Annotated in this window: 20 protein-coding genes and 2 pseudogenes; 12 read left to right on the top strand and 10 right to left on the bottom strand. The window is 72.1% G+C overall.

The window, feature by feature from the left end; genetic code table 11:
- Positions 1–27 precede the first annotated feature (27 nt).
- Positions 28–2,232: a N,N-dimethylformamidase beta subunit family domain-containing protein gene (locus tag C8E87_RS05000; protein ID WP_133871993.1), complete on the top strand. Its 2,205-nt coding sequence runs from the start codon at positions 28–30 to the stop codon at positions 2,230–2,232.
- A 3-nt stretch (positions 2,233–2,235) separates the two neighbouring features.
- On the opposite strand, the gene C8E87_RS04995 is transcribed toward C8E87_RS05000, so the two are convergent.
- Positions 2,236–3,042 carry an IclR family transcriptional regulator gene (locus tag C8E87_RS04995; RefSeq protein WP_166661088.1) on the bottom strand — a complete coding sequence of 269 codons (807 nt, stop codon included), beginning with the start codon at positions 3,040–3,042 and terminating at the stop codon, positions 2,236–2,238.
- A gap of 190 nt (positions 3,043–3,232) precedes the next feature.
- Between C8E87_RS04995 and C8E87_RS04990 the strand changes: the two genes are divergently transcribed.
- Both C8E87_RS04990 and C8E87_RS46280 read left to right on the top strand, forming a co-directional pair.
- Positions 3,233–4,711, top strand: a complete 1,479-nt coding sequence (locus C8E87_RS04990) for an aldehyde dehydrogenase family protein (protein ID WP_133871991.1) — start codon at positions 3,233–3,235, stop codon at positions 4,709–4,711.
- 230 nt (positions 4,712–4,941) lie between these two features.
- Positions 4,942–7,026 carry a substrate-binding and GGDEF domain-containing protein gene (locus C8E87_RS46280; protein ID WP_133871990.1) on the top strand — a complete coding sequence of 695 codons (2,085 nt, stop codon included), beginning with the start codon at positions 4,942–4,944 and terminating at the stop codon, positions 7,024–7,026.
- Here the strand turns inward: C8E87_RS46280 and C8E87_RS04980 are convergent.
- From C8E87_RS04980 to C8E87_RS04970, 3 genes are all read right to left on the bottom strand, one after another.
- A complete protein-coding gene (locus C8E87_RS04980; RefSeq protein ID WP_203720680.1) occupies positions 7,016–7,861 on the bottom strand; it encodes an SCO6745 family protein in 846 nt (281 codons plus the stop codon). The two genes, C8E87_RS46280 and C8E87_RS04980, sit on opposite strands and share 11 nt — an antisense overlap.
- 54 nt (positions 7,862–7,915) lie before the next feature.
- Complete coding sequence (locus C8E87_RS04975) at positions 7,916–8,731, bottom strand: PrsW family intramembrane metalloprotease (protein WP_133871989.1); 816 nt, start codon at positions 8,729–8,731, stop codon at positions 7,916–7,918.
- A gap of 107 nt (positions 8,732–8,838) precedes the next feature.
- Positions 8,839–10,443 (bottom strand): methyl-accepting chemotaxis protein, encoded by a 1,605-nt coding sequence (locus C8E87_RS04970; RefSeq protein ID WP_239080260.1) that lies wholly within the window; start codon positions 10,441–10,443, stop codon positions 8,839–8,841.
- Between the two features lie 128 nt (positions 10,444–10,571).
- Here C8E87_RS04970 and C8E87_RS04965 point away from each other — a divergent pair, with 128 nt between their 5' ends.
- The 4 genes and pseudogenes from C8E87_RS04965 (at position 10,572) to C8E87_RS04950 (ending at position 14,490) form a co-directional block, all read left to right on the top strand.
- Complete coding sequence (locus C8E87_RS04965) at positions 10,572–11,585, top strand: LacI family DNA-binding transcriptional regulator (protein WP_133871988.1); 1,014 nt, start codon at positions 10,572–10,574, stop codon at positions 11,583–11,585.
- A 105-nt stretch (positions 11,586–11,690) separates the two neighbouring features.
- Positions 11,691–13,658 carry a right-handed parallel beta-helix repeat-containing protein gene (locus tag C8E87_RS04960; RefSeq protein ID WP_133871987.1) on the top strand — a complete coding sequence of 656 codons (1,968 nt, stop codon included), beginning with the start codon at positions 11,691–11,693 and terminating at the stop codon, positions 13,656–13,658.
- A gap of 153 nt (positions 13,659–13,811) precedes the next feature.
- Positions 13,812–14,176 (top strand): annotated as a pseudogene (locus C8E87_RS04955) (type II toxin-antitoxin system RelE/ParE family toxin).
- Positions 14,173–14,490: a helix-turn-helix domain-containing protein gene (locus C8E87_RS04950; RefSeq protein WP_133871986.1), complete on the top strand. Its 318-nt coding sequence runs from the start codon at positions 14,173–14,175 to the stop codon at positions 14,488–14,490. Before C8E87_RS04955 ends, C8E87_RS04950 begins: the two are co-directional and overlap by 4 nt.
- On the opposite strand, the gene C8E87_RS04945 is transcribed toward C8E87_RS04950, so the two are convergent.
- The 5 genes from C8E87_RS04945 to C8E87_RS04925 form a co-directional block, all read right to left on the bottom strand.
- The gene (locus tag C8E87_RS04945; RefSeq protein WP_133871985.1) at positions 14,454–14,765 is read right to left on the bottom strand and encodes a hypothetical protein; all 312 of its coding nucleotides are present in this window, start codon (positions 14,763–14,765) and stop codon (positions 14,454–14,456) included. The two genes, C8E87_RS04950 and C8E87_RS04945, sit on opposite strands and share 37 nt — an antisense overlap.
- Entirely contained in the window at positions 14,758–15,267 is a 510-nt protein-coding gene (locus C8E87_RS04940) for a DUF4262 domain-containing protein (RefSeq protein ID WP_133871984.1), read from the bottom strand. Before C8E87_RS04940 ends, C8E87_RS04945 begins: the two co-directional genes overlap by 8 nt.
- 75 nt (positions 15,268–15,342) lie before the next feature.
- Positions 15,343–16,686, bottom strand: coding sequence for an FAD-binding oxidoreductase (locus tag C8E87_RS04935; RefSeq protein WP_133871983.1), 1,344 nt, complete (start codon positions 16,684–16,686; stop codon positions 15,343–15,345).
- Positions 16,683–17,171: a GNAT family N-acetyltransferase gene (locus C8E87_RS04930; RefSeq protein WP_203720681.1), complete on the bottom strand. Its 489-nt coding sequence runs from the start codon at positions 17,169–17,171 to the stop codon at positions 16,683–16,685. Before C8E87_RS04930 ends, C8E87_RS04935 begins: the two co-directional genes overlap by 4 nt.
- A 58-nt stretch (positions 17,172–17,229) precedes the next feature.
- Entirely contained in the window at positions 17,230–17,670 is a 441-nt protein-coding gene (locus C8E87_RS04925; protein ID WP_133871982.1) for a hypothetical protein, read from the bottom strand.
- A 65-nt stretch (positions 17,671–17,735) separates the two neighbouring features.
- Between C8E87_RS04925 and C8E87_RS04920 the strand changes: the two genes are divergently transcribed.
- From C8E87_RS04920 to C8E87_RS04900, 5 genes and pseudogenes are all read left to right on the top strand, one after another.
- A complete protein-coding gene (locus C8E87_RS04920; protein WP_133871981.1) occupies positions 17,736–18,512 on the top strand; it encodes a hypothetical protein in 777 nt (258 codons plus the stop codon).
- 130 nt (positions 18,513–18,642) lie between these two features.
- Complete coding sequence (locus C8E87_RS04915) at positions 18,643–19,074, top strand: SRPBCC family protein (protein WP_133871980.1); 432 nt, start codon at positions 18,643–18,645, stop codon at positions 19,072–19,074.
- Entirely contained in the window at positions 19,067–19,384 is a 318-nt protein-coding gene (locus C8E87_RS04910) for an ArsR/SmtB family transcription factor (RefSeq protein WP_133871979.1), read from the top strand. The genes C8E87_RS04915 and C8E87_RS04910 overlap by 8 nt, the downstream gene beginning before the upstream one ends.
- A 150-nt stretch (positions 19,385–19,534) precedes the next feature.
- Positions 19,535–19,681: pseudogene (locus C8E87_RS04905) on the top strand (helix-turn-helix domain-containing protein); the annotation flags it as partial.
- Positions 19,682–19,726: 45 nt separating this feature from the next.
- A complete protein-coding gene (locus C8E87_RS04900; protein ID WP_133871977.1) occupies positions 19,727–20,368 on the top strand; it encodes a hemerythrin domain-containing protein in 642 nt (213 codons plus the stop codon).
- Here the strand turns inward: C8E87_RS04900 and C8E87_RS04895 are convergent.
- Positions 20,328–23,615 (bottom strand): ATP-binding protein, encoded by a 3,288-nt coding sequence (locus C8E87_RS04895; RefSeq protein ID WP_133871976.1) that lies wholly within the window; start codon positions 23,613–23,615, stop codon positions 20,328–20,330. The two genes, C8E87_RS04900 and C8E87_RS04895, sit on opposite strands and share 41 nt — an antisense overlap.
- Positions 23,616–23,713 lie beyond the last annotated feature (98 nt).

Below are 23,713 nucleotides of genomic sequence, written 5' to 3'. Positions count from 1 at the left end.
TGCGGTGGGCGCTGGGAGGGTTCGGGGATGAACATCATCGGGTATCTCGACCGGCTCAGTTACGCGCCCGGGGCCACGGTGCACGGGAAGTTCAGCACGCCGGCGAGCGGGTTCGGCGCGGGGCTGGCGCGGCTGATCAACGGGGACGCGCATCCGCTCGGGCCCGGCGTGGACATCCGGGACGTGCCGTCGGTGCTGGACGGGCGGGAGTTCGCGGGGCGGGTGCAGCCGATTCGGGCCGGTTCCTACGTCCGTACGGAGGAAGGGATGTGGCCGGACGGCGCCGAGCTGCTTATGGCGATCAAGCCGACGCTTGCCAGCGGGGCTGGGCATCCGCAGACCGTGGTGGCGTTGACCAGCGGCGATTCTGTGGTGGCGGAGGTGGTGATCGACGAGGGGCAGGCCTTTCTGCGTACGGGGGAAGGGGTCGCCGCCGCGGGGGAGGTGGTGAGCAATCGCTGGTACGGCCTCGCGCTGAGCCTGGCCGGGTCGACCGCGGAGCTGGTTCTGACGTCTTCTTACGGCGATAAAGTCAGCGTCCAGAGAAAAATCAGCATAAGTCGGTTTTGGGGTAGCGGTGCTGGGACTGACGGCGGCGGACACGAGGGTGCGGCCGCCGAAGCGGGCGCCGACGGTTCGGTGAGCAGTGCGGCAGGGCGGCGCACAAGCGTGACCTTCGCGGCTGACCACGCCGGGCAGAACCACTTCAACGGTCGTATCGATCACCCCACGCTGAGCGCCGGCGGCACGATCGTCGCGGACTGGGACTTCGGCCCGAGCGAGACGTTGCGGCAGATCGCGAACCGGAAAGGTCCCGGCTTCCACGGCGAGTCCGTCAACTTCCCGATGCGGGCGTGCCTGGGCATCAACGGCGTCGCGGAGGATGTCGACCCGCGGCTCGCGCCCGGGGCCTACCAGGCCATCCACTTTCACGACGACGACCTCGACGACGCCGGCTGGGAGGACGACCTGACGCTGGAGCTGCCGGAAGACCTGCCCAGCGGCGTCTACGGCATCCTGGTCACGGCCACCGACGGCACCCGGGACACGGTCCCCTTCGTGGTCACGCCGGGTGACAACCCCCGCAAGCGCGCTCTCGTCGTGTTACCGACGTTCAGCTACCTCGCGTACAGCTGTGAGCACGTCATGGCCGACCCGGGCGCTCGCGACTACCTCAAGGGCGTCGGCGTCGGGGAACCGCCGGAGTTCGGTGGCAACGTGCACGACTCCTATCTGCTGGCGCACGGGCTGCGCAGCCTCTACGACGTGCACACCGACGGCACCGGGGTCTGTTTCACGAGCACGCGGAAACCCCTGCCCAACGTGCGCCCGGAGCACCGCTGGGCGGCCGTCGCCGGCGGGGAGACGTCGGCGCACCAGTTCAGCGCCGACCTGCACCTGATCGCCTGGCTCGACGCCGAGGGGTTCGACGTCGACGTGATCACCGACGAGGAGGTGCACCGGGAGGGTCTGGCCGCGCTGGCCCCCTACCGTGTGGTGCTGACCGGCAGTCACCCCGAGTATCCGACGACCGCGATGATGGCCGCGTACGAGTCGTACCTGGAGCAGGGCGGCCGGCTCATGTACCTGGGCGGCAACGGCTTCTACTGGGTCACCTCGATCGACCCGGAACGCGAGCACACCATCGAGATCCGGCGTACGGCGGGCATCCGTGCCTGGCAGCCGGAGCCCGGCGAGTGGCATCACGCGACCACCGGCGAGCTGGGCGGCCTGTGGCGGCTGCGCGGCAAGGCGCCGCAGAAGATGCTCGGCGTGGGCATGGCCTCGCAGGGTTTCGACACGAACCGGCCGTACGAGGTGGTCACCCCGGTGCCGTTCGTCTTCGCCGGGATCGAGGGCGCCAAGACCATCGGTGACTTCCCGTCGCTGGTCAACGGGCACGGCGCGGCCGGTGTCGAGATCGACCGCGCCGACCGCGCGCTGGGCACCCCCGACGACACGATCGTGCTGGCCACGGCGACCGGCTTCTCCCGGGCGTACGGGCTGGATCCCGTGGAGGTGCAGCTGCCCGACGGCAATTACGACGGCACGACCAGCGACAAGGTGCGCTGCGACCTGGTGCTGGTGCCGAAGCCCAACGGCGGCGCGGTCTTCTCGACGGGCAGCATCGCGTGGTGCGGCTCGCTGCTGGCCGGCGAGCGCCGCAACGACGTCTCGATCGTCACCGGCAACGTGCTGCGGGCGTTCCTCGACCAGGAGTCCCTGATATGACGCTCACAGAGCTGTGCGCTGCTCGACCGCCCGGTGGATCAGCCCCGCGGTCGCCCGCACGATCGGCAGCAGGCGGGGCACGACCAGCTGACTGGTGGGCAGGGTGATCGACACGGCGGCATAGATCTCCCCGTACGCGTCCCCGACCGGCACGGCCAGCGAACTGTGCCCGACCAGCATCTCCTCCAGCTCGACGGAGTACCCGCGCCTGCGCACCTCGGCCAGCTGCCCCTCGAGGGCCTCGAACGTGGCGACGCTGCGCGTGGTGGGCCGCATGAGCCCGTGCCGGTGCAGGTCGTCGAAGGCCGCCCGCCCGTCGGGCCGCAGCGCCAGGAACAGCTTGCCCGAGGCCGAGCAGCTGGCCGGCAGCCGCCCGCCGACCTCGGAGTGGGTGAGCACGTTGGCCGCGCCCGCGATCTTTTCGAGGAACAGCACATGGGTGCCGTCGGGGACGATCAGGTGGACCGTCGCGCGGGTGGCCGCGTACAGGTCGACCAGGGCGGGACGCGAGACCCGGCGCAGGATCGCGGCCACGGGCACCCGCTGCCCGAGTTCGAAGACCCGCATGCCGAGCTGGTAGCTGTTGCCGACCCGGTCCAGCAGCCCCCACTGCACCAGTTCCTGCGCGAGCCGGTACGCCGAGGCCTTGGGCACCCCGGAGCGGCGGCTCAGCTCGGTCAGCCGCAGCTGGATGGCCCCGGCGCCGAACGCGGCCAGCAGCAGCTGCGCCTTGCCCAGCACGGATTTCGGGGTGCCGGTCTCGTCGTCGAGCTCGACGCCGGGCGGGATGCGGAAAGCGAGGTCGGTCACGGGACACTCCCTCCACGTCTGTGGATCTTGTTTGCCGACCCTAGACCCGCGTTGCGTAGTGTTGCCGTTGCCGGGCAGACAGTAATTTCCGTCCGTTCGGACCGGGTCCGGTGACCGGAACGCGCGTCTTGCCGCCGGCTGCGCGGCCCGGCGACGCTCGGACCCGAGCCGTCCGACCTTGAGGAGTGTCATGCAGCGATTCCGTCCCGGCGCGGACTACCGGATGTTCGTCGGCGGCGACTGGATCGCCGCCAAGGACTCCTTCGAGGCCGTCGACCCCAGCCTCGGCAGCCCGTGGGCGGCGATCGCGAACGGCACGGCGGCCGACGCCGAGGCCGCGGTCGAGGCGGCCCGCAAGGCGCTGCCCGCCTGGCGCCGGTCGACCCCCGCCACCCGGCAGGGCATCCTCACCGCGATCGCCGACCGGATCGAGGCCAACGCGGAGATGTTCGCCAGCCTGCTGCCGACCGAGAACGGGCGTCCCGTCCGCGAGGTCGCCATCGCCGACGTGCCCGCCAGCGCGGCCGTCTACCGCTACTTCGCCGGCCTGGTCCGCTCGCACCGCGGCGACCAGATCCCCGTCGAGGACCCGCACAGCCTGATCTACACCGTGCGGGAGCCCCTCGGTGTGATCGCCGCGATCCTGCCCTGGAACTCGCCGCTGATCACCACCGCCAACAAGCTCGCGCCCGCGCTGGCCACCGGCAACACCGTTGTCCTCAAGCCCAGCGAGTTCGCCTCGGCGAGCGTGCTCGAGTTCGTGCGGCTGATCGCCGGCCTGCTGCCCGCCGGGGTGCTCAACGTCGTGACCGGCGGCCCGGTTGTCGGCGCCGCGCTGGCCGGGCACCCCGACGTCGCCAAGGTGACGCTCACCGGCGGCGGCCCCACGGCCCGCGCGGTGATGGCGACCGCGGCGAACGTGCTGACCCCGACGACCATGGAGCTGGGCGGCAAGAGCGCGATGATCGTGGCCGAGGACGCCGACCTCGACCGGGCCGTCGCCGACGCCGCGATGGGCATCTATCTGGCCAACGGCGAGGCCTGCATAGCCTCGTCCCGGCTGCTGCTGCACGCCGCGATCGCCGACGACTTCCTCGACCGGTTCGCCCGGCTGGCCGCCTCGATCAAGGTCGGTGACGCCCTCGACCCGGACACGCAGGTCGGCCCGCTCGTCTCCCGCCCCCACTTCGACCGCGTGCTCGGCCACCTCGCGAAGGCCCGCGACGAGGGCGTACGGGTCCTGGCCGGCGACGAGGAGCTGACGCTCGCGCCCGAGAACAGGAACGGTTTCTTCGTACGCCCGACCGTGCTGCACGACCCCACCGGGACAGCCGACATCGTCACCAGCGAGGTGTTCGGCCCGGTGACCGTGGCCGAGACGTTCACCGACCACGACGAGGTGGTCGAGCGGGCCAACCGCACCCGGTACGGCCTGGCCGCCGGCGTGTGGACGAAGGACCTGGCCCGCGCGCACACCATCGCGGGCGCGCTCGACGCCGGCATCGTCTGGGTCAACAAGTGGTTCGACCTGCCCGCCGGCGCCCCCATGGGCGGGGTCAAGGACAGCGGTTTCGGCCGCGAGCTGTCCTGGGAGACGATGCTGGAGTACAGCGCCCCCAAGACGATCAACATCGATCTCGGCGCCCCGCGGTTCCCGCTCTGGGGCTGACCAGGGCGTCGCCCAATCCCGTACGGCGGTGGAGCACCGACCGCCCCGAACGGGCCCGTTCGACGAGCCCGGCGTTGCGCAGCATGGCCAAGTGGCGGCCGACAGCGCCGGCCGTCCGCGCCCGCGGCGTCGGCTGAGGACGTTGTCCGCGCGGGCGGGAGGCCGGCGGCGCTGCTCGTTCCGGGCGGCGGGCAACCTAAGGATCACACGGTGACGGCCGATGGACCGGTATGGGCTTCGAGGGCAGCGTCGGGGTGCTGGCGCCGTTCGTCGGGGGCACCTATTACGGCCGTCTGGTCGCCGGCACGGTTGCGGCCGCCGCCGCGCGCGGGCGGGGGCTGATCGCCCTGCAGACGCTGGACGCGGGGGCCGACATGGTCGTCTACGGCGGCACCCCCAGCTTCGAGGCCCCGGTGGCCTGGGACCACATCGGCGGGTTCGTCGTCTTCGCCGACGCCGTGCAGCCCGCCTACCTGCGCCGGCTGGCCGGGGCCGGCAAGCCCGTGGTGCTCGTGGGGCACACCGTCGCCGGGCTGCAGCGCCCGGTTGTGCTGCCCGACAACGGCAACGGGATGCGGGCCGCCGTGACGCATCTGATCCGCGAGCACGGCTGTACCCGGCTCGCGTTCACCGGTTACCTCGAGGCCAGCGACATCCGCGAGCGGTACGACGCCTACCTCGGCGTGCTGCGCGAGCACGGCCTGACCCCCGGGCCGTTGCTGCCCGCCACCAGCAACATCGAGGGCGGCATCACCTGGACCGCGAAGGACCTGCTGCGTGACGGCAAACCCGACGCCCTGGTGGCCGCGACCGACCGCAACGCCATCGGCGCGCAGCGGATGCTCGCCGCGGCCGGGCTGACCTGCCCCGGCGACTACCTGCTGACCGGGTTCGACAACATCGACGAGGCCGCGTTCATCCGGCCCGAGCTGGCCAGCGCCGGCCAGCCGCTCGACGCGATGAGCCGCCTCGCTGTCGACATGCTCGTGCGCGAGCTGGACGGGGAACGGGTGCCGCCGGTCGAGCACCGGTTGCCGACCCGGTTCGTGCCGCGGACCTCGTGCGGCTGCACCGCCTTCGCCGAGCGGCTCCCGGAGCTGCCGATCGCCGACCCGCTCGCCCGTCTGGCCCACCGGCTGGCCGGCGTGGTCGTGTTCGGCGCCGGCGTGGACCCGGAGGCGACCGCCGCGATCGTGGCCCGCGCGTTCGAGGCGTCGTCCGTCGTGCCGGCGGCGGAGGCGCTGAACGACCTGCTCGCCACCAGCCCGGCCCAGGAGACCCTGCGGGTGATCTGCCGGGCGGTGCAGGAGTACGCGGCCGCCGTGTCGGCCGACCCGCGCAGGGTGCAGGACATCGTGCTGTTCCTGGGACGCTCCTACAACCGGCGGCAGCTCGGCGACCAGCTGCACCTGCGCTCGCTGATCAGCGTGAACTACGACCTGAGCATGGCGCTGCTGCACCGCCGCGACGCCGACCCCCGCGACCCGGCGTGGCTGGCGCTGACCCCGGCCACCGCGGGCTCGATCGCGCTGCGTGACCGGGCCGGCGAGCTCATCCGTACGGCGGGCTGGCGGCGCCACCACGACGGCCCGCCGATCCCGCCCGGCCCCACCCCGGTCGAGGCCTTCCCGCCGGTCGAGCTGGTCGGCGCGGCCCGTCCGGGCGAGGCGGTGTTCGTCGTACGGGCGAAGGTCAAGGACAGCGACCGCGGCTGGCTGGCCCTGGTCGACGAGGTCGAGAACCGGGTCGACGACGGCCGGGAGCTCGTCAACCAGTGCGCCGCGCTGCTCACCGTCGCCCTCGACCTGCGCGAACAGGAGGCCAAGCTGCTGTGGGCGGCCCAGTCGGACCGGCTCACCGGACTGCCCAACCGTTCCTCGTTCACCGCCGCGCTGCCCGCCGTCCTCGGCCGTCCCGGCGCCGTTCTCTTCCTCGACCTCGACGGCTTCAAACGCGTCAACGACACCCTGGGCCACCACGCCGGCGACGAGCTGCTGGTGCGGGTGGCCGGCCGGATCAAGCAGTGCCTGCGCGAGGGCGACCTGGCTGCCCGCTTCGGCGGCGACGAGTTCGTGGTGCTGCTGAGCGACAGTGTGCCCGGGCCCGAGCAGGACCGGATCGTCGAGCGGCTGAGGACCGCGATCAGCGCGCCGTACCGGCTGGGCGGCCGGACCGCCCGCGTCGGCGTCAGCATCGGGGTGGCCGACTGCGCCACCGGCGCCGGCGTCGAGCAGTTGCTGCGCGACGCCGACACCGCGATGTACCGGGTGAAGGCGGCGGCCCGGCGCCGCGCCCGGCCCCTGCCTATCCGCTGAACCTCTCCCGGCGCAGGGGAATCGGGTTGTCGTCCGGCACGACCCGCCAGGCCCGGTCGGCGAGGGGTTCGAGCAGCCGGGCGGCCTCGTCGCCGAGCTTGTCCCACGGTCCCGCCGCCAGCTGATCGGTCAGTTGCTCGACCCAGTCGTACGCGTCCCGGCCCTTGCCGGTGGCGGCGCCGTCGGCGGCGACCCAGCCGCGTTCCTCGAGCCGGTCGGTCGCGGCCCGCCATTCGTCGTCGGTCCAGCCGCGGGCGGGCTGGGTGACCTCGCGCAGGCGGCCGCCGTCGAGGGCCGCCCGCCAGGCCAGCGACTCGCAGCCGTCGATCCCGGCCGTGAGCAGGGCCGCCACGTGCCCGTCGCCGCGGTGCTCGCGCAGGATGGTGGCCGCGTGCCAGAGCCGCCCGGCCGGGTCCTCGGGCCAGGGCAGGTCGGCGTGGGCGGCGGCGAGCACCCGGCCCGGCATGTCGGCGGCGCGGGCGGCCTCGGTCAGCACGTCGGCGGCCGCTTCGACCGCCGTGGTCGGCAGACCCGTGAACAGGTCGGTCAGGGCGGCGGTGGCTCCCGCCGTACGGGCGGCGACCGCCGCGGGCGGGCTGATCCGTGACCACACCCCGGGCAGGGCCTTCGACACCATGGCCGGCGCGAACCCGAAGAAGGCCGCCGTCACCGGTCCCGGACCGACCGGCCCGAGCGCCGCGGCCCGCCCGGCGAAGTAGCGCCGCCAGAACCCGGTCAGCCCGACCTCTTCGAAGGCCGCCGCGCTCTGCGGAGCGAAGTAGGCCACGGCGTGCAACGGCTCGAAAAGCGCCCACATCCGGCGCGCGACAGACATGTCCCCATCCCAGGCCCTGGGCCCACTGTGGTCAACGTCCGAGATCACAAGTCTTCAGAAAGCGGAAGGGCGCAGGTCACGGCGAGGTGAGGTGGTTGTGCCGGCACTCAGGCGACCTGATCCGGCCAGTGCCGCGCGCTCCCGCGCCGACAGCCGGTGCGTGGCGAAGGTGAGCAGACCCAGGCTGACCAGGCCGATGACCACGTACGCCGGGATGGACGCGAACGAGTCCCACGAGGCGTGCAGAACCACCGCCACCGCGAAGGTCAGCACGAACCGGGCCACGGCCCGCAGGCGCCAGTGCTGGGTCGCGGCCGCCCACAGGGCCGTCGCGGTCAGACCCGTCCAGGCCATGTGCGCCGCCGGGCTGAGCAGGCCGCGGAGCAGCAGCAGCCCGTCCACCGCGTGCAGGTCGCCCTGGCTCTGCACCAGCGCGACGAACGCGTACCCCATCGTCTCGAGGGCGGCGAAACCGGCCCCGCTGGCCACGCCGATCAGCAGGCCGTCGGCCGGGCGGCGGTGCCGCAGGAACAGCAGCACCAGCAGCGGGGCGATCAGCTTGGCGCTCTCCTCGATGCCGCCGACCGCCAGCATCGGCAGGGTGCCCAGATCGCGCAGGGCGTCGAACTCCCCGGTGCCGGCGGCGGTGATGCCGACGACACCGCCGACGAACGCGATCAGCGCGACCGTCCCGCCGCCGACCGAGAAGCTGAGCCGCCGGCCGCGGATGAACGTGACGAAGGCGGCCGGGACGATGGTTGCGCCCAGCAGCAGCAGGGCCGGGACGAGGTTGGGGTTCTGGGTGTCGACGAGTGTGCGCCGGACGATCTCGAACAGCGCCGCGCCGACCGCGAGGACAAGGAGCCACATGACAGGTTCACCTCTTGCATCCGCTGGGTTGTGGACGCTGAGGTAACCGGGCCCTGAGCTGCCCAACCGCGGCCGGCCGACTTTTGCGGGCAGCCGGTAGGCCGGGGTCAGGACAGCCGGTAGACCGAGACGGTCGCCTGGAGCTCGGCCGCGGTCCGGGCCAGGCTTGTGGCGGTCTGCTGCGTGTCGGAGGCGCCCGAGGTGACGTGCGCGGCGGCCTCGGAGACGCCGGCGATCGTGTCGGCGATGCTGCTCGAGCCCATGGCGGCCTCGTGGACGCTGCGCGAGATCTCGGCCGTGGTGGCGGTCTGCTCCTCGACGGCGGCCGCGATGGTCGTCGTGTAGTCGTTGATGGTCTCGATGACCTCGCCGATCTGCTGGATCGCGATGACGGCGGCGTTGCTCTCGGCCTGGATCGCGCCGACCTGGTTGGTGATCTCCTGGGTGGCCCGGGCGGTCTCCTGGGCCAGGTCCTTGACCTCGCTGGCGACCACGGCGAAGCCCTTGCCCGCCTCGCCGGCGCGAGCGGCCTCGATGGTGGCGTTGAGGGCCAGCAGGTTGGTCTGCTCGGCGATCGAGGTGATCAGCGCGACGACCGAGCCGATCTGACCGGACGCCGTGACGAGCCGGGCGACGCTCGCGTTGGTGGTCTCGGCGGCGCGGGCGGCATCGGCGGCGACAGAGGCAGCCTCGTTGGCGTTGTTGGAGATCTCCCGGATCGACACGCCCATCTCCTCGGCGCCCGCGGACACCGTGGTGACGCTGGTCGAGACCCTCGCGGCCGACTCCGAGACGGTGTTCACCTGGGCCGACGTCTCCTCGGCGGACGCGGACAGCTCCGACGACACGGCCGACAGCTCCTCGGAGGCCGAGGCCAGCACCGTCGAGCTGTTCTGGATGCGCTCGACCATCTCGCTCATGGCGACGGCGGTCCGGTTCAGCGTCTCGGACATCTGCCCGACCTCGTCGGCGCTGTCCACCTCGACGCGGGCGGTGAGATCGCCCTGGGCGATGCGCTCGAGCGCCTCGACGTTGCGGGCCAGCGGCTTGACGATCATGCGGGAGATGGCGAGGGCCAGGGCCAGGCCGAGCAGCAGGCTGGCGGCGAGCGAGGAGATGACCAGCGTACGGGTGGATTCGTAGGTCGCCTGGGCGGCGGCTGCCTGCTCCTCGCTCGCCTTGACGGTCGTCTCGGACAGCGAGGCCAGGATGGCCCGGACGTCCTCCTTCTCCCTGGCCAGCACGCCGTCGCGCAGCGTGTTGAGCTCGGCCTGCGCGTTGCGCTCGGACAGCGGCAGGATCTCGTCGCTGACCAGCCTGGTGAACTCGGTCCAGTTCTTGTCGAACCTCTTCGCCGTGGCCAGTGCGTCGGAGTTCACAGCGTGCGCCTGGAACTCCTTGGACAGCTTGACGACGTCGGCCTCGGCCTCGGTGATGGCCTTGGTGGCGGCGGCCCGCTCGGCGGGTGTGCCGGCCAGCATGTGGTCGCTCACCCCCAGCCACGACCGGTTGACCGCGGACCGCAGGCTGCCGAGGGTGTCGAGCTCCTGGCTGTTCTCGACGCCGTGCTCGACCTCCTTGTTGATCGTGCCGAGGCTGCTCAGCGCGTACAGGCCGTTGCCCACCCCGAGGAGCGACACCACGCCCACCGCGGCCATGATCTTGGTGCTGACGCGCCGGTCGGTCAGCAGGCGCTTGAATCGGGGGCTCACAGGCTTCTCCGTGGTGCTCGTCGCGAGGTTTCGGCTGCTGGATCGGCTGGCCGGCGGGTGGATGGCAGGAAGCGGCTGGGAGCAGGAAGGTTGCGATACTGAATTGCTTCGGTCCGAGAGGGGACGCCGTGAGTCATGAGCCGCAGCGGGCGACGCTGGCCGCCGTCGCACGGGAGGCCGGGGTGTCCGTGCCGACCGTCTCCAAGGTGGTCAACGGGCGCACCGACGTGGCCTCCGAGACCCGCCGGCGCATCGAGGCGCTGCTGGTGCGGCACGGTTACGTGGCCCGCGGCCTGGGCGGCGCCCAGCCGGTGACCCGTACGGTCGAGGTGGTCTTCGACGCCATGCGCAGCCCCAACAATCTCGACATCCTGCACGGCGCCCTGGAAGCGGCGGGCGCCGAGTCGGTCGACGTGGTGGTGGGCACCGTCCCGCAGGACCCGCTCGGCGCGGCCTGGGCCCGGCGGATGGCGACCGCCCACCGCGAAGGCCTGATCCTGGTGACCAGCGAGATCAACCCGCAGCAGTGGCGGCACTTCGCCGAGCAGCACATCCCGGTGGTGACGATCGACCCGATCAACCTGCCCGGTCCCGACGTGCCCAGTGTCGGCGCCACCAACTTCAACGGCGGGATGGCCGCCACCAACCACCTGCTCGAGCTGGGCCACCGCCGGATCGGTTTCATCGAGGGCCCGCCCGGAGCGATGGTGGCGATCGCCCGCCTGCACGGCTATCACGCCGCCCTGGCCCAGCGCGGCCTGGCCGGCGATCCCGAGCTGATGACGGCCGGCCCGTTCTCGTTCGAGACCGGCTTCTCGGCGGCGCTCGGGCTGCTCGGACGTGACCCGCGGCCGTCGGCGCTGTTCGCCTCGAACGACTCGCAGGCGCTGGGCGCGATCGAGGCCGCCCGCACGCTGGGCCTGCGGGTTCCCGAGGACGTCAGCGTCATCGGCTTCGACGACATCAGCGCGGCCCGCTGGTCGGCGCCGCCGCTGACCACCGTGCGGCAGCCGTTCGCCGAGATGGGCCGCACGGCCATGCGCCGGCTGCTGCGCCTGATCGCGGGGGAGGAGCTGTCCTCGCCCCGCGTCGAGCTGGCCACCGAGCTGATCGTCCGGAAGTCGACCGCCGCTCCCGCCTGATTCCGGCTCAGGTTTCCGAAAGTTTTCGAACTCTTGACATAAAGTTTTCGCAATCTAACGTTGAAGGGTCAGCCCGCTATCGCGCTCGTCGAAAGGCATCCGCAGATGACCTCCGTGTTCCACGTGGCGACCACCGGCTCGGACGCCGACCCCGGAAGCAAGGACCAGCCCTTCCGTACGATCAATCGGGCCGCCGCCCTCGCCCGGCCGGGCGACACCGTGATCGTGCACGCGGGGGAGTACCGCGAGTGGGTGAAGCCCCGCCGCGGCGGCCTCAGCGACGCGCGCCGCATCACCTACCAGGCCGCCGAGGGTGAGCACGTCGTCATCAAGGGCTCGGAGCGGATCACCGGCTGGGAGCCGGACGGCGGCACGGTGTGGAAGGTGACCGTCCCCAACACCCTCTTCGGCGACTTCAACCCGTACGCCGAGGAGGTCGCCGGCGACTGGATCGTCTATCCCGAGGGCGCCGCCCACAAGCACCTCGGCGACGTCTACCTCAACGGCCTGAGCTTCTACGAGGTCGGCTCGCCCGAGGCCGTCGCCGCGCCCGAGGCCCGTACGGAGATCATCGACAACTGGACCAGGACCACCGACCGCGTCCGCAACGTCGAGCAGACCAAGCTCGTCTGGCACGCCTCGGCGGGCGAGGAGTCGACGACGATCTGGGCCAACTTCCAGGGCGCCGACCCCAACACCGAACTCGTCGAGATCAACGTACGGCGGTCGGTCTTCTACCCCGTCGTGCCGCACCTCGACTACATCACCGTGCGCGGTTTCGAACTGGCCCAGGCGGCCACCCCGTGGACGCCGCCGACCGCCGACCAGCCCGGCCTGATCGGACCCAACTGGGCCAAGGGCTGGATCATCGAGGACAACGTCATCCACGACGCGAAGACCTCGGCCGTCAGCATCGGCAAGGAGGCCTCGACCGGCCACAACTACGCCACCGAGCGCGGCGACAAGCCGGGCTACCAGTACCAGCTCGAGTCGGTGTTCTCGGCGCAGCAGATCGGGTGGGACAAAGAGCACATCGGCTCCCACGTCATCCGCCGCAACACCATCTACGACTGCGGGCAGAACGGCATCGTCGGGCACCTCGGCTGCGTGTTCTCGACCATCGAGGACAACCACATCTACAACATCGCCCTCAAGCGCGAGTTCTACGGCTACGAGATCGGCGGCATCAAGCTGCACGCCGCGATCGACGTCGAGATCCGGCACAACCGCATCCACGACTGCTCGCTCGGCGTGTGGCTCGACTGGCAGACCCAGGGCACGCGGATCAGCCGCAACGTGCTGTACAACAACAGCCGCGACATCTTCATCGAGGTCAGCCACGGCCCGTACCTGGTCGAGCACAACGTCTTCGCCTCGCCCGCCGCGATCGAGCTGTTCAGCCAGGGCGGCGCGTTCGTCAGCAACCTGATCCTCGGCACGGTGCGCGTCGAGGCGGTCATGGACAGGGCCACCCCGTACCACCGCCCGCACAGCACCCAGGTGGCCGGCTACGCGTACATCCGCGCCGGCGACGACCGCTGGATCGGCAACCTGTTCGTCGGGGGAGACCCTGCCGTCGCGTACGGTCCCGGGGCCGAGGGCAAAGCCCCCGCGCTCTCCGGCACGTCGGCCTACGACGGCTACCCGGCTTCGTTCGAGGCCTACATCGAGCGCATCCAGTCCCAGCCGCCGGGCGACCACCAGCGCTACCTCGACGTGGTGCAGGCCGTGTACGCCCACAGCAACGTCTACGCGGCCGGCGCCCGCCCCTTCGACGGCGAGACCAACCCTGCGGTCGCGCCCTCGGCCACGGCCACGGTGGTCGAGGAGGACGGCGCTGTCTACCTGGTGACGGAGTTGCCCGCGGCGTTCGACGAGACCCGCCTGATCCCTGTCACGGGCCGTGACCTGCCCCGGGTCCGTTTCGCCGACGCCGAGTTCGAGGAGCGCGACGGCACCCCGGCCGTCCTCGACGTCGACCTGGTCGGCACTCGCAAGGCGGGGGACAGCCGCTTCCCGGCGGGCCCGCTCGCGGGCCTGGCGTCGGGGGAATCCCGCACCCGGATCTGGTAAGCGTGCGCGCCGCGGCCGTCCTTGATCCGGGGGCGGCCGCGCTCAGGCTGGGTGTAGCTACGTCCGCATGTGAGTCCTTTCGGCAGTCGGTGACCTTGTTTCCCGAACGGGTCAGAACCTCGGGCGCGGTTTACCGTTCGCTATACTTGCGGCGTGGCTACCGGCGAGTGGGAGATCTACCTCGTCGACGAGGTACGCGACTGGATCGCGACCTTGGATCCGGGTGTCTATGCCGTGTCGTGCAGGCGCTCGATCTTCTGGCCGAGACGGGGCCCGGCCTGGGCCGACCGCTGGTTGACACGATTCACGGCACCTCGCTCAGTAATCTCAAGGAACTACGCCCCGGCACAGTGCGCATCCTGTTCGCCTTCGACCCTTGGCGGTCGAGCGTTCTTCTGGTCGCCGGTGACAAAGCCGGACGATGGAATCAGTGGTATGCCGAGGCGATTCCCCTGGCTGAGCAACGCTACGAGGCGTACCTGAAAGAGCGCGGCGAGGAAGAGGGAGGCACGCCATGAGCGGCTACACGCGGTGGAGCGACATCCGTGCCGAACACATCGAGCGGGCCGGCGGCGAGGAGGCAGTCGAGGCCGGCAAGCAGGAACTGCTCGCTGCGACGGTCGGATACCGGCTTGCGGAGATCCGCAAGGCCCGTGGCCTGACACAACAGCAGGTTGCCACCCGGATGGGCGTTACCAAGGGCCGCGTCTCGCAGATCGAGCAGGGGAAGGCCTCCGGCCAGGACGTGATCGCGAGGTACGCCGCAGCCCTCGGCGGTCGCCTGCACCAGGCGATCTACTTCGACGACGGCGACATCGCCGCTATCGCATAACCGAGCGACCGGTTGCGGCCGTCCTGTGGGAGACGCACTACTTGACGAGAGTCGGCGGTGGGCCTCGATTCGTCGGAGGGTTGCACTGCGTTGTTGAGGTCAGCTTCGACGCCGGTGGGGTCCTGCTGCGGAACCCGACGCGACTGGTGGTGAGCGGCACTAATTGGCAGCAGCACCTCGGCGGGACAGTCGGTGACGAGCCGCCGCAGCAGGTCACCGGGCACGGCGGAATTGGCGGCCAGTCCTCGCCGCCGGGCCAGGGCCAGGTCAGACATCCTGGGTCCAGACGCCCCGGGGGTGGCCGGCCGGTGGGAGCCACAGGTGCGGCTGGGCCAGGCTGCCGTCGTCCCACGGGAACCTGCCGTCGCGCGCGGGCCACACCACCTGCAGAACCGGGACGGGTGGGCGGCGGTAGAACCACATCGCCTGGCCGAAGAAGGCGCGGAACCACGAAGGTTCGACGGCCCTCAGGCGTACGGGGTAGCCGTTGATGACATCGTCCAAGGACTGGCCGTCGGTGAGGGTGTCGCGTTCGCCGAGGATGTTCAGGCAGGACTGCATGACGGGCAGGCCCAGGCCGAACATGGCCAGTTCCGGTTCGCCGCGGCTGTGCAGGCGGCCGATCGTGTACGCCCAGCCGGGGCCCTGCGAGTCGGCCGGCACGCCGGTGACGCTCCACCCGAACTTCTCGACGTTGGCAATCACACCCCGGTCGACGTCGTCGTGGTCGTCCCGGTCGTCGTAGTCGTGGCAGATGACGCAGTGGCTCTCGAACACCAGCAGAGGGTAGCCGCAGCGCTCAGCCGCCGAGGCTGTGGTGGCGGATCCGGACCTCCTCGAAGTCCCGGCCGGTCAGCCGACAACCTTCCCGGGGTTGAACAGGCCCAGCGGGTCGAGCGTCTGCTTCACCGCGACCTGCATGGCGAGCACCGCTGGCGACAGCTCCTGCCGCATCCCGGCCCGTTTGAGCAGGCCCACACCGTGTTCGCCGGTGACCGTGCCGCCCATCGCGATCGCGGCGCTGAGGATGTCTTCGAAGGCTCCCTGCGCGGCCCGTTTGGCCTGCTCGTCACCGGCCGCGGCCAGGATCATCGGGTGCAGGTTGCCGTCGCCGGCGTGCGCGATGGTGGCGATCGTGGAACCGTGCCGGGCCGCGATCCGCTCGATCGACGCCAGCATCCGGGGCACCTCCGACCGGGGCACGCAGATGTCCTCGGTGAGCACCGGGCTGAGCCTTTCGAGGGCCGGGTAGGCCAGCCGCCGCGCGGCGAACAGCGCCTCGGCCTCGGCCTCGTCGGTCGACTGCTCGGCCCACAACGCGCCCGCTTCCCGGAAGACGTTCGCGACGGCGGTGGCCTCGTCGTCGCCCGGGGTGTCGAGCTGGGCCAGCAGCAGGGCCGCGGCGTCGGCTTCCAGACCGAGGTGTTTCCATTCCTCGACGGCCTTCAGACACGTACGGTCGAGCAGCTCGAGCGCGGCGGGCAGCAGACCGGCCCTGGTGATCGCGGCGACTGCTTCCCCCGCGGCGACGACACCGGCGAACGCGCCGACCACGGTGCGCGGCGCTTCCCGGCGCGCGGGTCTCAGCCGTACGGTGATCTCGGTCAGCACCCCGAACGTGCCTTCCGAGCCGGTGAAAAGCCCGGCCAGGTCGTACCCGCTGACCCCCTTCGTGGTCCGGCGTCCGAGTTTGACAACCGTCCCGTACGCCCCGGCGGGGCCACCGACGACCGCCTCCAACCCGAGCACGTAGTCGCGGGTCACGCCGTACTTGAGGCAGCACAGCCCGCCCGCGTTGGTCGACACGTTCCCGCCGATCGTCGACCACGGCGAGCTGGCCGGGTCGGGCGGATACCACAGCCCGTGCCCGGCGACGGCCCGCTTGAGGTCGTCGTTGACCACCCCCGGCTGCACGGTCGCGGTCATGTTGGCGGCGTCGATCCCGACGATCCGGTTCATCTTCGACAGGTCGAGGATCATCGCCCCGTCGACGGCGTTGGCCCCGCCCGAGAGACCCGTGCCGGCGCCGCGTGGCACGATCGGGATCCGGCGCTCGGCGCAGTACGCCACGACCTCGCTCACCTCGGCCGTTGAGCGCGGCCGCACGGCGCCCAGAGGCTTGCCGTACGGGGCCCATTCGGCCTCGTCGTGACTGAGGCTCGCCAGAACGTCGGGGTCGTCGATGATGTCTCTCACGGGTGCCTCTCGCTCGGCAGGTCCAGCTCGTACTCCACGAGGACCGGGTGCGGCGCGAACGAGGTGCGGCTGAGTCGTCCGGCCGGGCGCCAGCCCAGCTTCTCGTAGAAACGGCGCGCCCGATGATTCTCCTCGAAGACCCGCAGGCGCGCTCGGGTCACGCCCGCCGCCGTGAAACGTTCGAGAAGCTTGTCGTGGGCGGCGCTCGCGAGGCCCTGGCCCCACGACTCGACCGCGGTGCCGAAGTGCAGAAGCTCGTCACCCTTGATCGCGGCGAACCCGGCGATCCGTCCCGCGTCGTCCTCGATGACGTAGGCGTCGATCGCCGGGTCGGCCAGCTCGGCCTCCCAGCGCGCGTACACGTCCGCACGTGGGAAGGGGTACAGGTCCTGCCGGAAGATGTTCGCCAGCCCTTTCACGGCGCCCGCCTGCTGCACGTCGAGCAAGGCGGGCAGATCAGCCGGCTCCGCGCCGCGAAGCAACACCCTTCACCCACCCGCCCCGGCCGATGAAACCATCCCCGCATCGAGCACGCCGCCGAGCCTACGTGTACGGCTGGCCCTGGCCGCGGCTCATGTACTGGTTCCAGATGTGGTGCTCGACCTCGACGATCGGCCGGCCGAGCTGGGCGGGGTTGGGGAAACCGCCGCGGCGGGGCGGCTTCCGCAGCCACTGGCGGGCGGAGACGGCGATCCGGTCGTCCGGGTCCTCGGCGAGGACCCGGACGACCGGGCGGGTGGAGCCGGGCACGTTGGCCAGCCAGAAGCGGACGTTGGCCGAGCTGTCCTTCGCGAGCCGGAGCAGGTCCTCTTCCGGGATGTCCCAGCCGTGCCGGGCCATGGCGTGCCTGGCTCTGTCCCGGTCGGTCGCCAGCTTCCGCAGGACGTCGGCCGAGGTTCGAGGCCGTCCACCGACGACCCGGCGCACGTCGCGGACAAGCTCCGCCGGCGATGTGGCGGCCGCGCGCCTCGTGTTCACCGCCATGACACTCACACTATGGCGCTGTCGCCGCTGCGTGCCGGCGGACGGCACGGCCACAGGGCTCTCCTATGGAGGGTTTCACTCGGATCGGGGTGGACGGGGTGGCGCACAATCCGGGCATGGTCTGGTGGCGGCGAGCGGCCTGTCCCGTACGGCCGGTCGAGCAGGAGTGGATCGACCGGTCGATGGACTGGTTCGTGGCCGAGTTCGGCTTGGAAAGGCTGCGCGGCGAGGTGGTTCTGCCCACCGACGGCTACTTCCCCGGCGAGTACCGGGGCACCCGTGAAGACGTACGGGTGGTCCTGGAAAGGCTTTGCGCCCACATGGGTATCGATCCGGCGCGCGTCGAGCTGGAGCACGACGAGGCCGACGACAACCCGGAGCTGTCCGCTCACGTGCCGATCCACTGGTCCGGCTCGGGCGCGGCCGGGCATCACCGCATGCGTGACGGGCGGTCGGTGATCGGGATCCGTGACGATCAGGCGGCCCGGCCGGCGGGGCTGGTGGCGACGGTCGCGCACGAGCTGGGACATGTGCTGCTGCTGGCCGAGGGCCGGATCTCCGCCAAGCGGAAGGACCACGAGCCGCTGACCGACCTGCTGACCGTGTTCTTCGGTCTCGGCATCTTCAGCGCCAACTCCTCGTTCGACTATTCGCGGGACGACCAGTACACCCGGACCAGCCGGCTCGGTTACCTCACGGAACCGATGTTCGGCTACGCGCTCGCCCGTTACGCCTGGCTGCGCGGCGAGCCCGACCCGGACTGGGCCCGCTACCTCGACACCAACCCGCGCACGTTCCTCAAACGCGGCCTGCGATTCCTCACCTACGAATCAGGCAGCTGAGCGGCTCAAGCCCGCGCTGTGCCGGGGGTCACCGGCCGCCACACCCGCGCGGCCCACTCCGCCTTGTCATGCACGACGCCTTACCGTACGGTAAAGCATTACTGATTGGTAAGACGTTGGGGAGGTCACGGTGCCGGAGGTTACCCGCTCGATCGAGATTCCCGCGCCGCCCAGTGCGGTCTGGGCGTGGTTGTCCACGCAGGACGGGCTGAGGCGCTGGCTGTCGCCCGACCTGGTGATCGACGCCCGGGTCGGCGGCGCCTACCGGATGCCCGGCGGCGACGGCGAGACCTGGGTCAGCGGCGTCGTCCTCGAGATGGTGCCCGAGGGCCGGCTTGTGCTCTCGTGGCTCGAGGAGGAGTCGGGCTGGGTTCACCCCGGCCGCCTGGTCATCAGCCTCGAGCCCACGGCGGCGGGGACCCTGGTGCACCTCGTGCACGACGGCTTCGCCGGCATCGGCAAGCCGGGCTGGGAGGCGACCCGGGAGGCGTACGAGCGGGGCGCCGACAAGCACCAGGTGCTGCGGCGCCTGGCCGGCGTGGTCACCGCCGCCGGTGTCTGACGAGGACGACCTGTTCCGGGTCCTGGCCGACCCCACCCGGCGGCGCATCCTCGACCTGCTGGCCGAGCGCGGGCCGCTGACGGTGAGCGAGCTGGCCGCCCACTTCCCGGGCCTGGTCGCCTCGGGCATCTCCAAACACCTGATGGGGCTGCGCGCCGCCGGTCTGGTGTCGGCCACCAAACAGGGCCGCCACCAGTTGTACGCGCTGGACGGCGAGGCGATGTCGCGGGTTCTCGCCCCCTGGCTGGCCAAGTACGAGGCGTACTGGTCGGCCGCCCTCACGCGGCTCCGCGGCCTGGCCGACGGCTGACCCGCCAGATGGCGGGGAGTTTCCGCCGCCCGGCGCGGGCCAGGACCACAGGATGGGTCGCACAGCCGAAGTCTTCCCGTAGCAAGGGGTTCCCGTGACGCTCGAAGCCCGCGGCACCCGGCTCGTCGGCCCGCCTCCAACGAGACCGCCACCGCCCTGCGCGTGCACCACTCCACCCTGCAGGACCGCCTGGCCCACACCCTGCCCGTGCTCGGCTGGGAGGTGCGCGACCCGCACGGCCGCCTGCGCCTTCAGCTCGCCCTGGCCCTGCGGCGGCTGCGCGGGAACCCCTCTTAAGCCGGCTTTAGGTCGGCCGCAGGCGCTTGCGGGCACCGTGCCGGTATGAACAACGAACCGAGCGGACTGCTCCTCGCCCACCGCGCCATGCTGCGCGACCTCGACCGCTGCGCCGCCCTGACCGCGGACCTGGCCCGCAACAGCCCCCGCCTCGACCGCAAGCGCGCCGCCGCGATCGCCGGCTACCTGAGCGACTTCTGCGACAGCATCCACCACCATCACAGCGCCGAGGACGACGTCCTGTGGCCGGTGCTGGAACGGGCGGCGGGCGCGCACGTCGACCTGACCGAGCTCACCGACGACCACGCCGTCCTCGACCCGAAGCTGGCCCGGATCCGTTCCGGCGCGGCCGCGCTGAAGGCCGGGCACATCGTGTCGGCCGAGCTCGCCGCCGACCTGGCCGACCTGCGGGACACGCTGCGCGAGCACATCGCCGACGAGGAACGCACGATCGTCCCGCTGATCAAGCAGTACGTCAGCGACGACGAGTGGAACCGGGTCGAGTCCGCGATCCGCCGGCGCGGCGCGAAAATGACCTTCGAGGTGCCGCGGATCCTGGCCGTGGCCACCGAGGCCGAGCTGGCCGAGACCCGCCGGGAAGGCGGCTTCCCGGTCGCACTGATGATCAGACTGTTGCCGTTGCCGTTCAAGCGGCGGGAGAGCCTGGTTTTCGGAGGCGCTCGATGAGGCCTGCGGCCGATTTCCCGTACGCCTCGTCGCCCGTCAACGCGTGCAGGGCCGCGTCGACCGGCCCGGCGTAGAGCGTGCCCGAGTCGAGCCCGGCGACCCGGCCGGAGAACGGGAGCAGGTCGGCGAGGACTTCCCGGCCGGTTTCCGCGTCGCCCAGCCGGGCCGCCGCGTGCCCGCGCAGGGCGGTGAACCCGAGCCAGTAGTAGTTGCGGTCGATCGGCATCCGGCCCGCCCACACCCGCCGGGCCCCGTCCTCGTCGCCCGCGTCGAGCAGCGCCAGCACCAGCGGGTCGGTCACCCGCCCCGGATACGCGGCGTCCGCCGCGAGCAACTCGTCGCGCAGCGGCGCCCATTCGCCGAGGGCCATGGCCGCCCCGATCCGCCCGACCGTCGCCATGGCGGCGCCGTTGAGCGCGCCGTGCTCGGCCAGCCGCCGGCTCACGGCCTCGTAGCGCTCCAGGGCCGCCCCGACCCGCCCGGCCAGCAGCTCCAGCAGCGCCTCGAAGATGCCGACCACCGCCAGCAACCCGCTGAGCTGCCCGGTGGTCGATCGGGCGACGGCCAGTCGCATCTCGGCGCGCGCCCGGTCCAGGTCGGTGCGGGCGGCCGACTCCAGGAACAGCAGCCAGTGCGCGACGGCCTCGTGGTCGATCTCGCCGCTGCCGGTCGCGCGGGCCAGATACTCCTCGGCCACCGCCCGGCGCTCACCCTGCAGGTCGGGGCCGAGAGCCGCGTACGCGCGCACGTTGAGCGCCGCGCACAGCAGGCGCGCGTCACCCGCCGTACGGGCAAGAGCAAGGGCCTCGGCGCTGACCCGTTGGGCCTCGGGCTCGTCGAATCCTTCCAGTTCCCGGAAGAGCGCGAGGAGCAGCCGTACGCGGGTGGGGCCGGACTGACCGGCCGCCAGGTGCCGCCGGATCGCCGTGACCGCCGTGGCCGACGGCTCCCGCCCGTCCCGGGTGGTCCAGATCAGCGGGGCGTCCCAGGCCGTCAGCACCGCCAGGTCCTCGCCGCTGACGGCGTCCACGTAGATCCGGCGCGCGCGCATCACGTCACCGGCTCGCGCGTGCGCGGTCACCGCCGGGGCCAGCAGCTCGGACGCCGGACCGGTCGCGCGCGTGCCGGCCAGCTCCCGCAGCCGTAACGCCTGCCGCCATTCGGCCGCCGCCTCCCGCCACGACCCGGCGCGCTCGGCCGCCCGGGCCGCTGCCACCGCGTACGGGATCGCCTCCTGAGCCGTCGCCGGACCGGCCGCTGCTGCCGCGTGCCGGGCCAGGGTCGCCGCGTCCGCGTGCCCGTCGAGCACCCGCAACGCCCGCGTGTGCAGCCGGGCGCGGCGCAGCAACGGCGTGTCCTCGTAGAGCGTGTCCCGCACCAGCGCGTGCGTGAACCGCACCTGCCCCGGCGCGGGCTCGTCGAGCAGCCCGGCCAGCACCGCCGTCTCCAGCGTGTCGACCAGGTCGTCGGGGTCGCGCCCGGCCACCTCGGCCAGCACGTCCAGGTCGGCCTCCCGCCCCAGCACCGCCACCTGCCGCAACGTCGTCGCCACGGTGTCGGGCAGCCGCGCCACCCGCCGGCGCAGAACCTCCCGCACGCCCACCGGCACCCCCGAACCCGCCGTGTGCGAGCCCTCGGCGGCGATGAGACGGGCCAATTCCCGTACGAACAAGGGGTTGCCGTTGGTTCTCTCGGCCACCATCGTCAGCACGTCGGGCCCCGCCTCGGCCAGCCCGTGGCGCCGTGCCAGCTCGGCCACCGCGTCCCGGTCGAGCCCGCGCAGCGTGAGGTGAGCCGCCGTCGAACCGAGCAGCGCGCCGATCGTGGCCTCGAGCTCGTCCCGCCGCTCGTCGGCGCGGTAGGTGACGACCACGAGCAGCGGGCGGGCGGCCTGCTGGGCCACGACGTGCCGCAGCAGTTGCAGGGTCAGGTCGTCGGCCCGGTGCACGTCGTCGAGCAGGACCACCGTACGGCCGGTGTCGAGCGCCGCCGCAACACTCAGGCCCAGCTCGAACGGGTTGGGCGAGGGCGGGCGCTGCCCGGGGGCGCTTGGCCGTTCTCCGCCGAGCACCCCGGAGCCCAGCGTCTCCGTCCATGCCCAGCCGGGTGGGGCGCCCTCCACTTCGGGGCACCGGCCTCGGCGGGCTGTCCAGCCGTCGTGGGTCAGTCGCGCCAGCGCGGCCTCGGCCAGGGTCGTCTTCCCCGCGCCGGCCTCACCACCTATCAGCACGACCCGGGCCCCCTCGCGAGCGACCTCTTCCGCCGCCCGCGCGATGACAGCGAGTTCTGTCTCCCGCCCCCACGCCACCACATCACGTACTTGTCTGGATCGGGCGGTCGTGGTCGCGGAAGTCAGGGAGCTGGGCGAGGGAGGGGTACGGGACGCCGGGCGGCCAAGTGAAGGGTCGAGAGCAGGCCTCGCAGAGCTGCCGCTGCGCGCCGGTCCGGCGTCGCTGTCCTCTCCACCGGCCGGGAACGGGGTGGCGGCGGGGGCGTCCAGGGTGGGGGACTGGGTCAGGATGTCGGTTTCCAGCGCCCGCAACGCCGGGCCCGGGTCGACGCCGAGCTCGTCGGCCAGATGGTCGCGGGTCCGGCGCAGCAGGGCCAAGGCGTCGCCCTGCCGGCCGCTGCGATAGAGGGCCAGCCCGAGCAGGCGCACCGCCCCCTCGCGGCCCGGGTTGTCGTGCAGGTGGCGTTCCAGCGAGGCGACCACGGCGGCGGCCCGGCCCAGCTCCAGCTGCGCCTCGGCCAGCGACTCGACCGCCAGCAGCCGCAGCTCGGCCAGGCGGGCCGCCTCGGGCACGGCCCACGGCTCGGCCGCCACCTCGGCGTACGCCTCGCCCTGCCAGCTGCCGAGGGCCTCGGTCAGCATCCGCACCCGCGCCTGCGGGCCGGCGGCGGCCGAACGGCGTACGAGGTCGTCGAAGCGCCAGGCGTCGACCGCCTCCACCGGCAGCCGCAGCGCGTAACCCGGAGGGGCGCTGACCAGCACCGACGCGGGGGTCCGGGGGGCCCGGCCCGGTTCGAGCGCGCGGCGCAGGTGCGAGATGTGCACCTGCAGGGTGGCCAGGGCCTTGGCGGGCACGTCGGCGTCACCCCAGAGGTCGGCGACGAGCCGGTCGGCCGACACGACGTCACCACCGGCGACCACCAGCCGGGCCAGCACCGCCCGCTGCCGCGGCCCGCCGAGATCGGCCGCCGAACCCTGCGCCGTGGCCCTCAGCGGCCCAAGAACGGAGATGTGCACGGTGCTCTTTCCGCAGGTCGGCGATCATGCCTCCGGAGACGCTACCGGCAATCCGGCCGCCGGGCGGCCCCCCGAACGGCGGATGACCCGGCACCCGT

This window comes from Paractinoplanes brasiliensis (assembly GCF_004362215.1).
GTDB classification, from domain to species: domain Bacteria; phylum Actinomycetota; class Actinomycetes; order Mycobacteriales; family Micromonosporaceae; genus Actinoplanes; species Actinoplanes brasiliensis.
The sequence above is the reverse complement of the archived record's forward strand: the minus strand, read 5'-3'. Positions and strand labels throughout refer to the sequence as shown.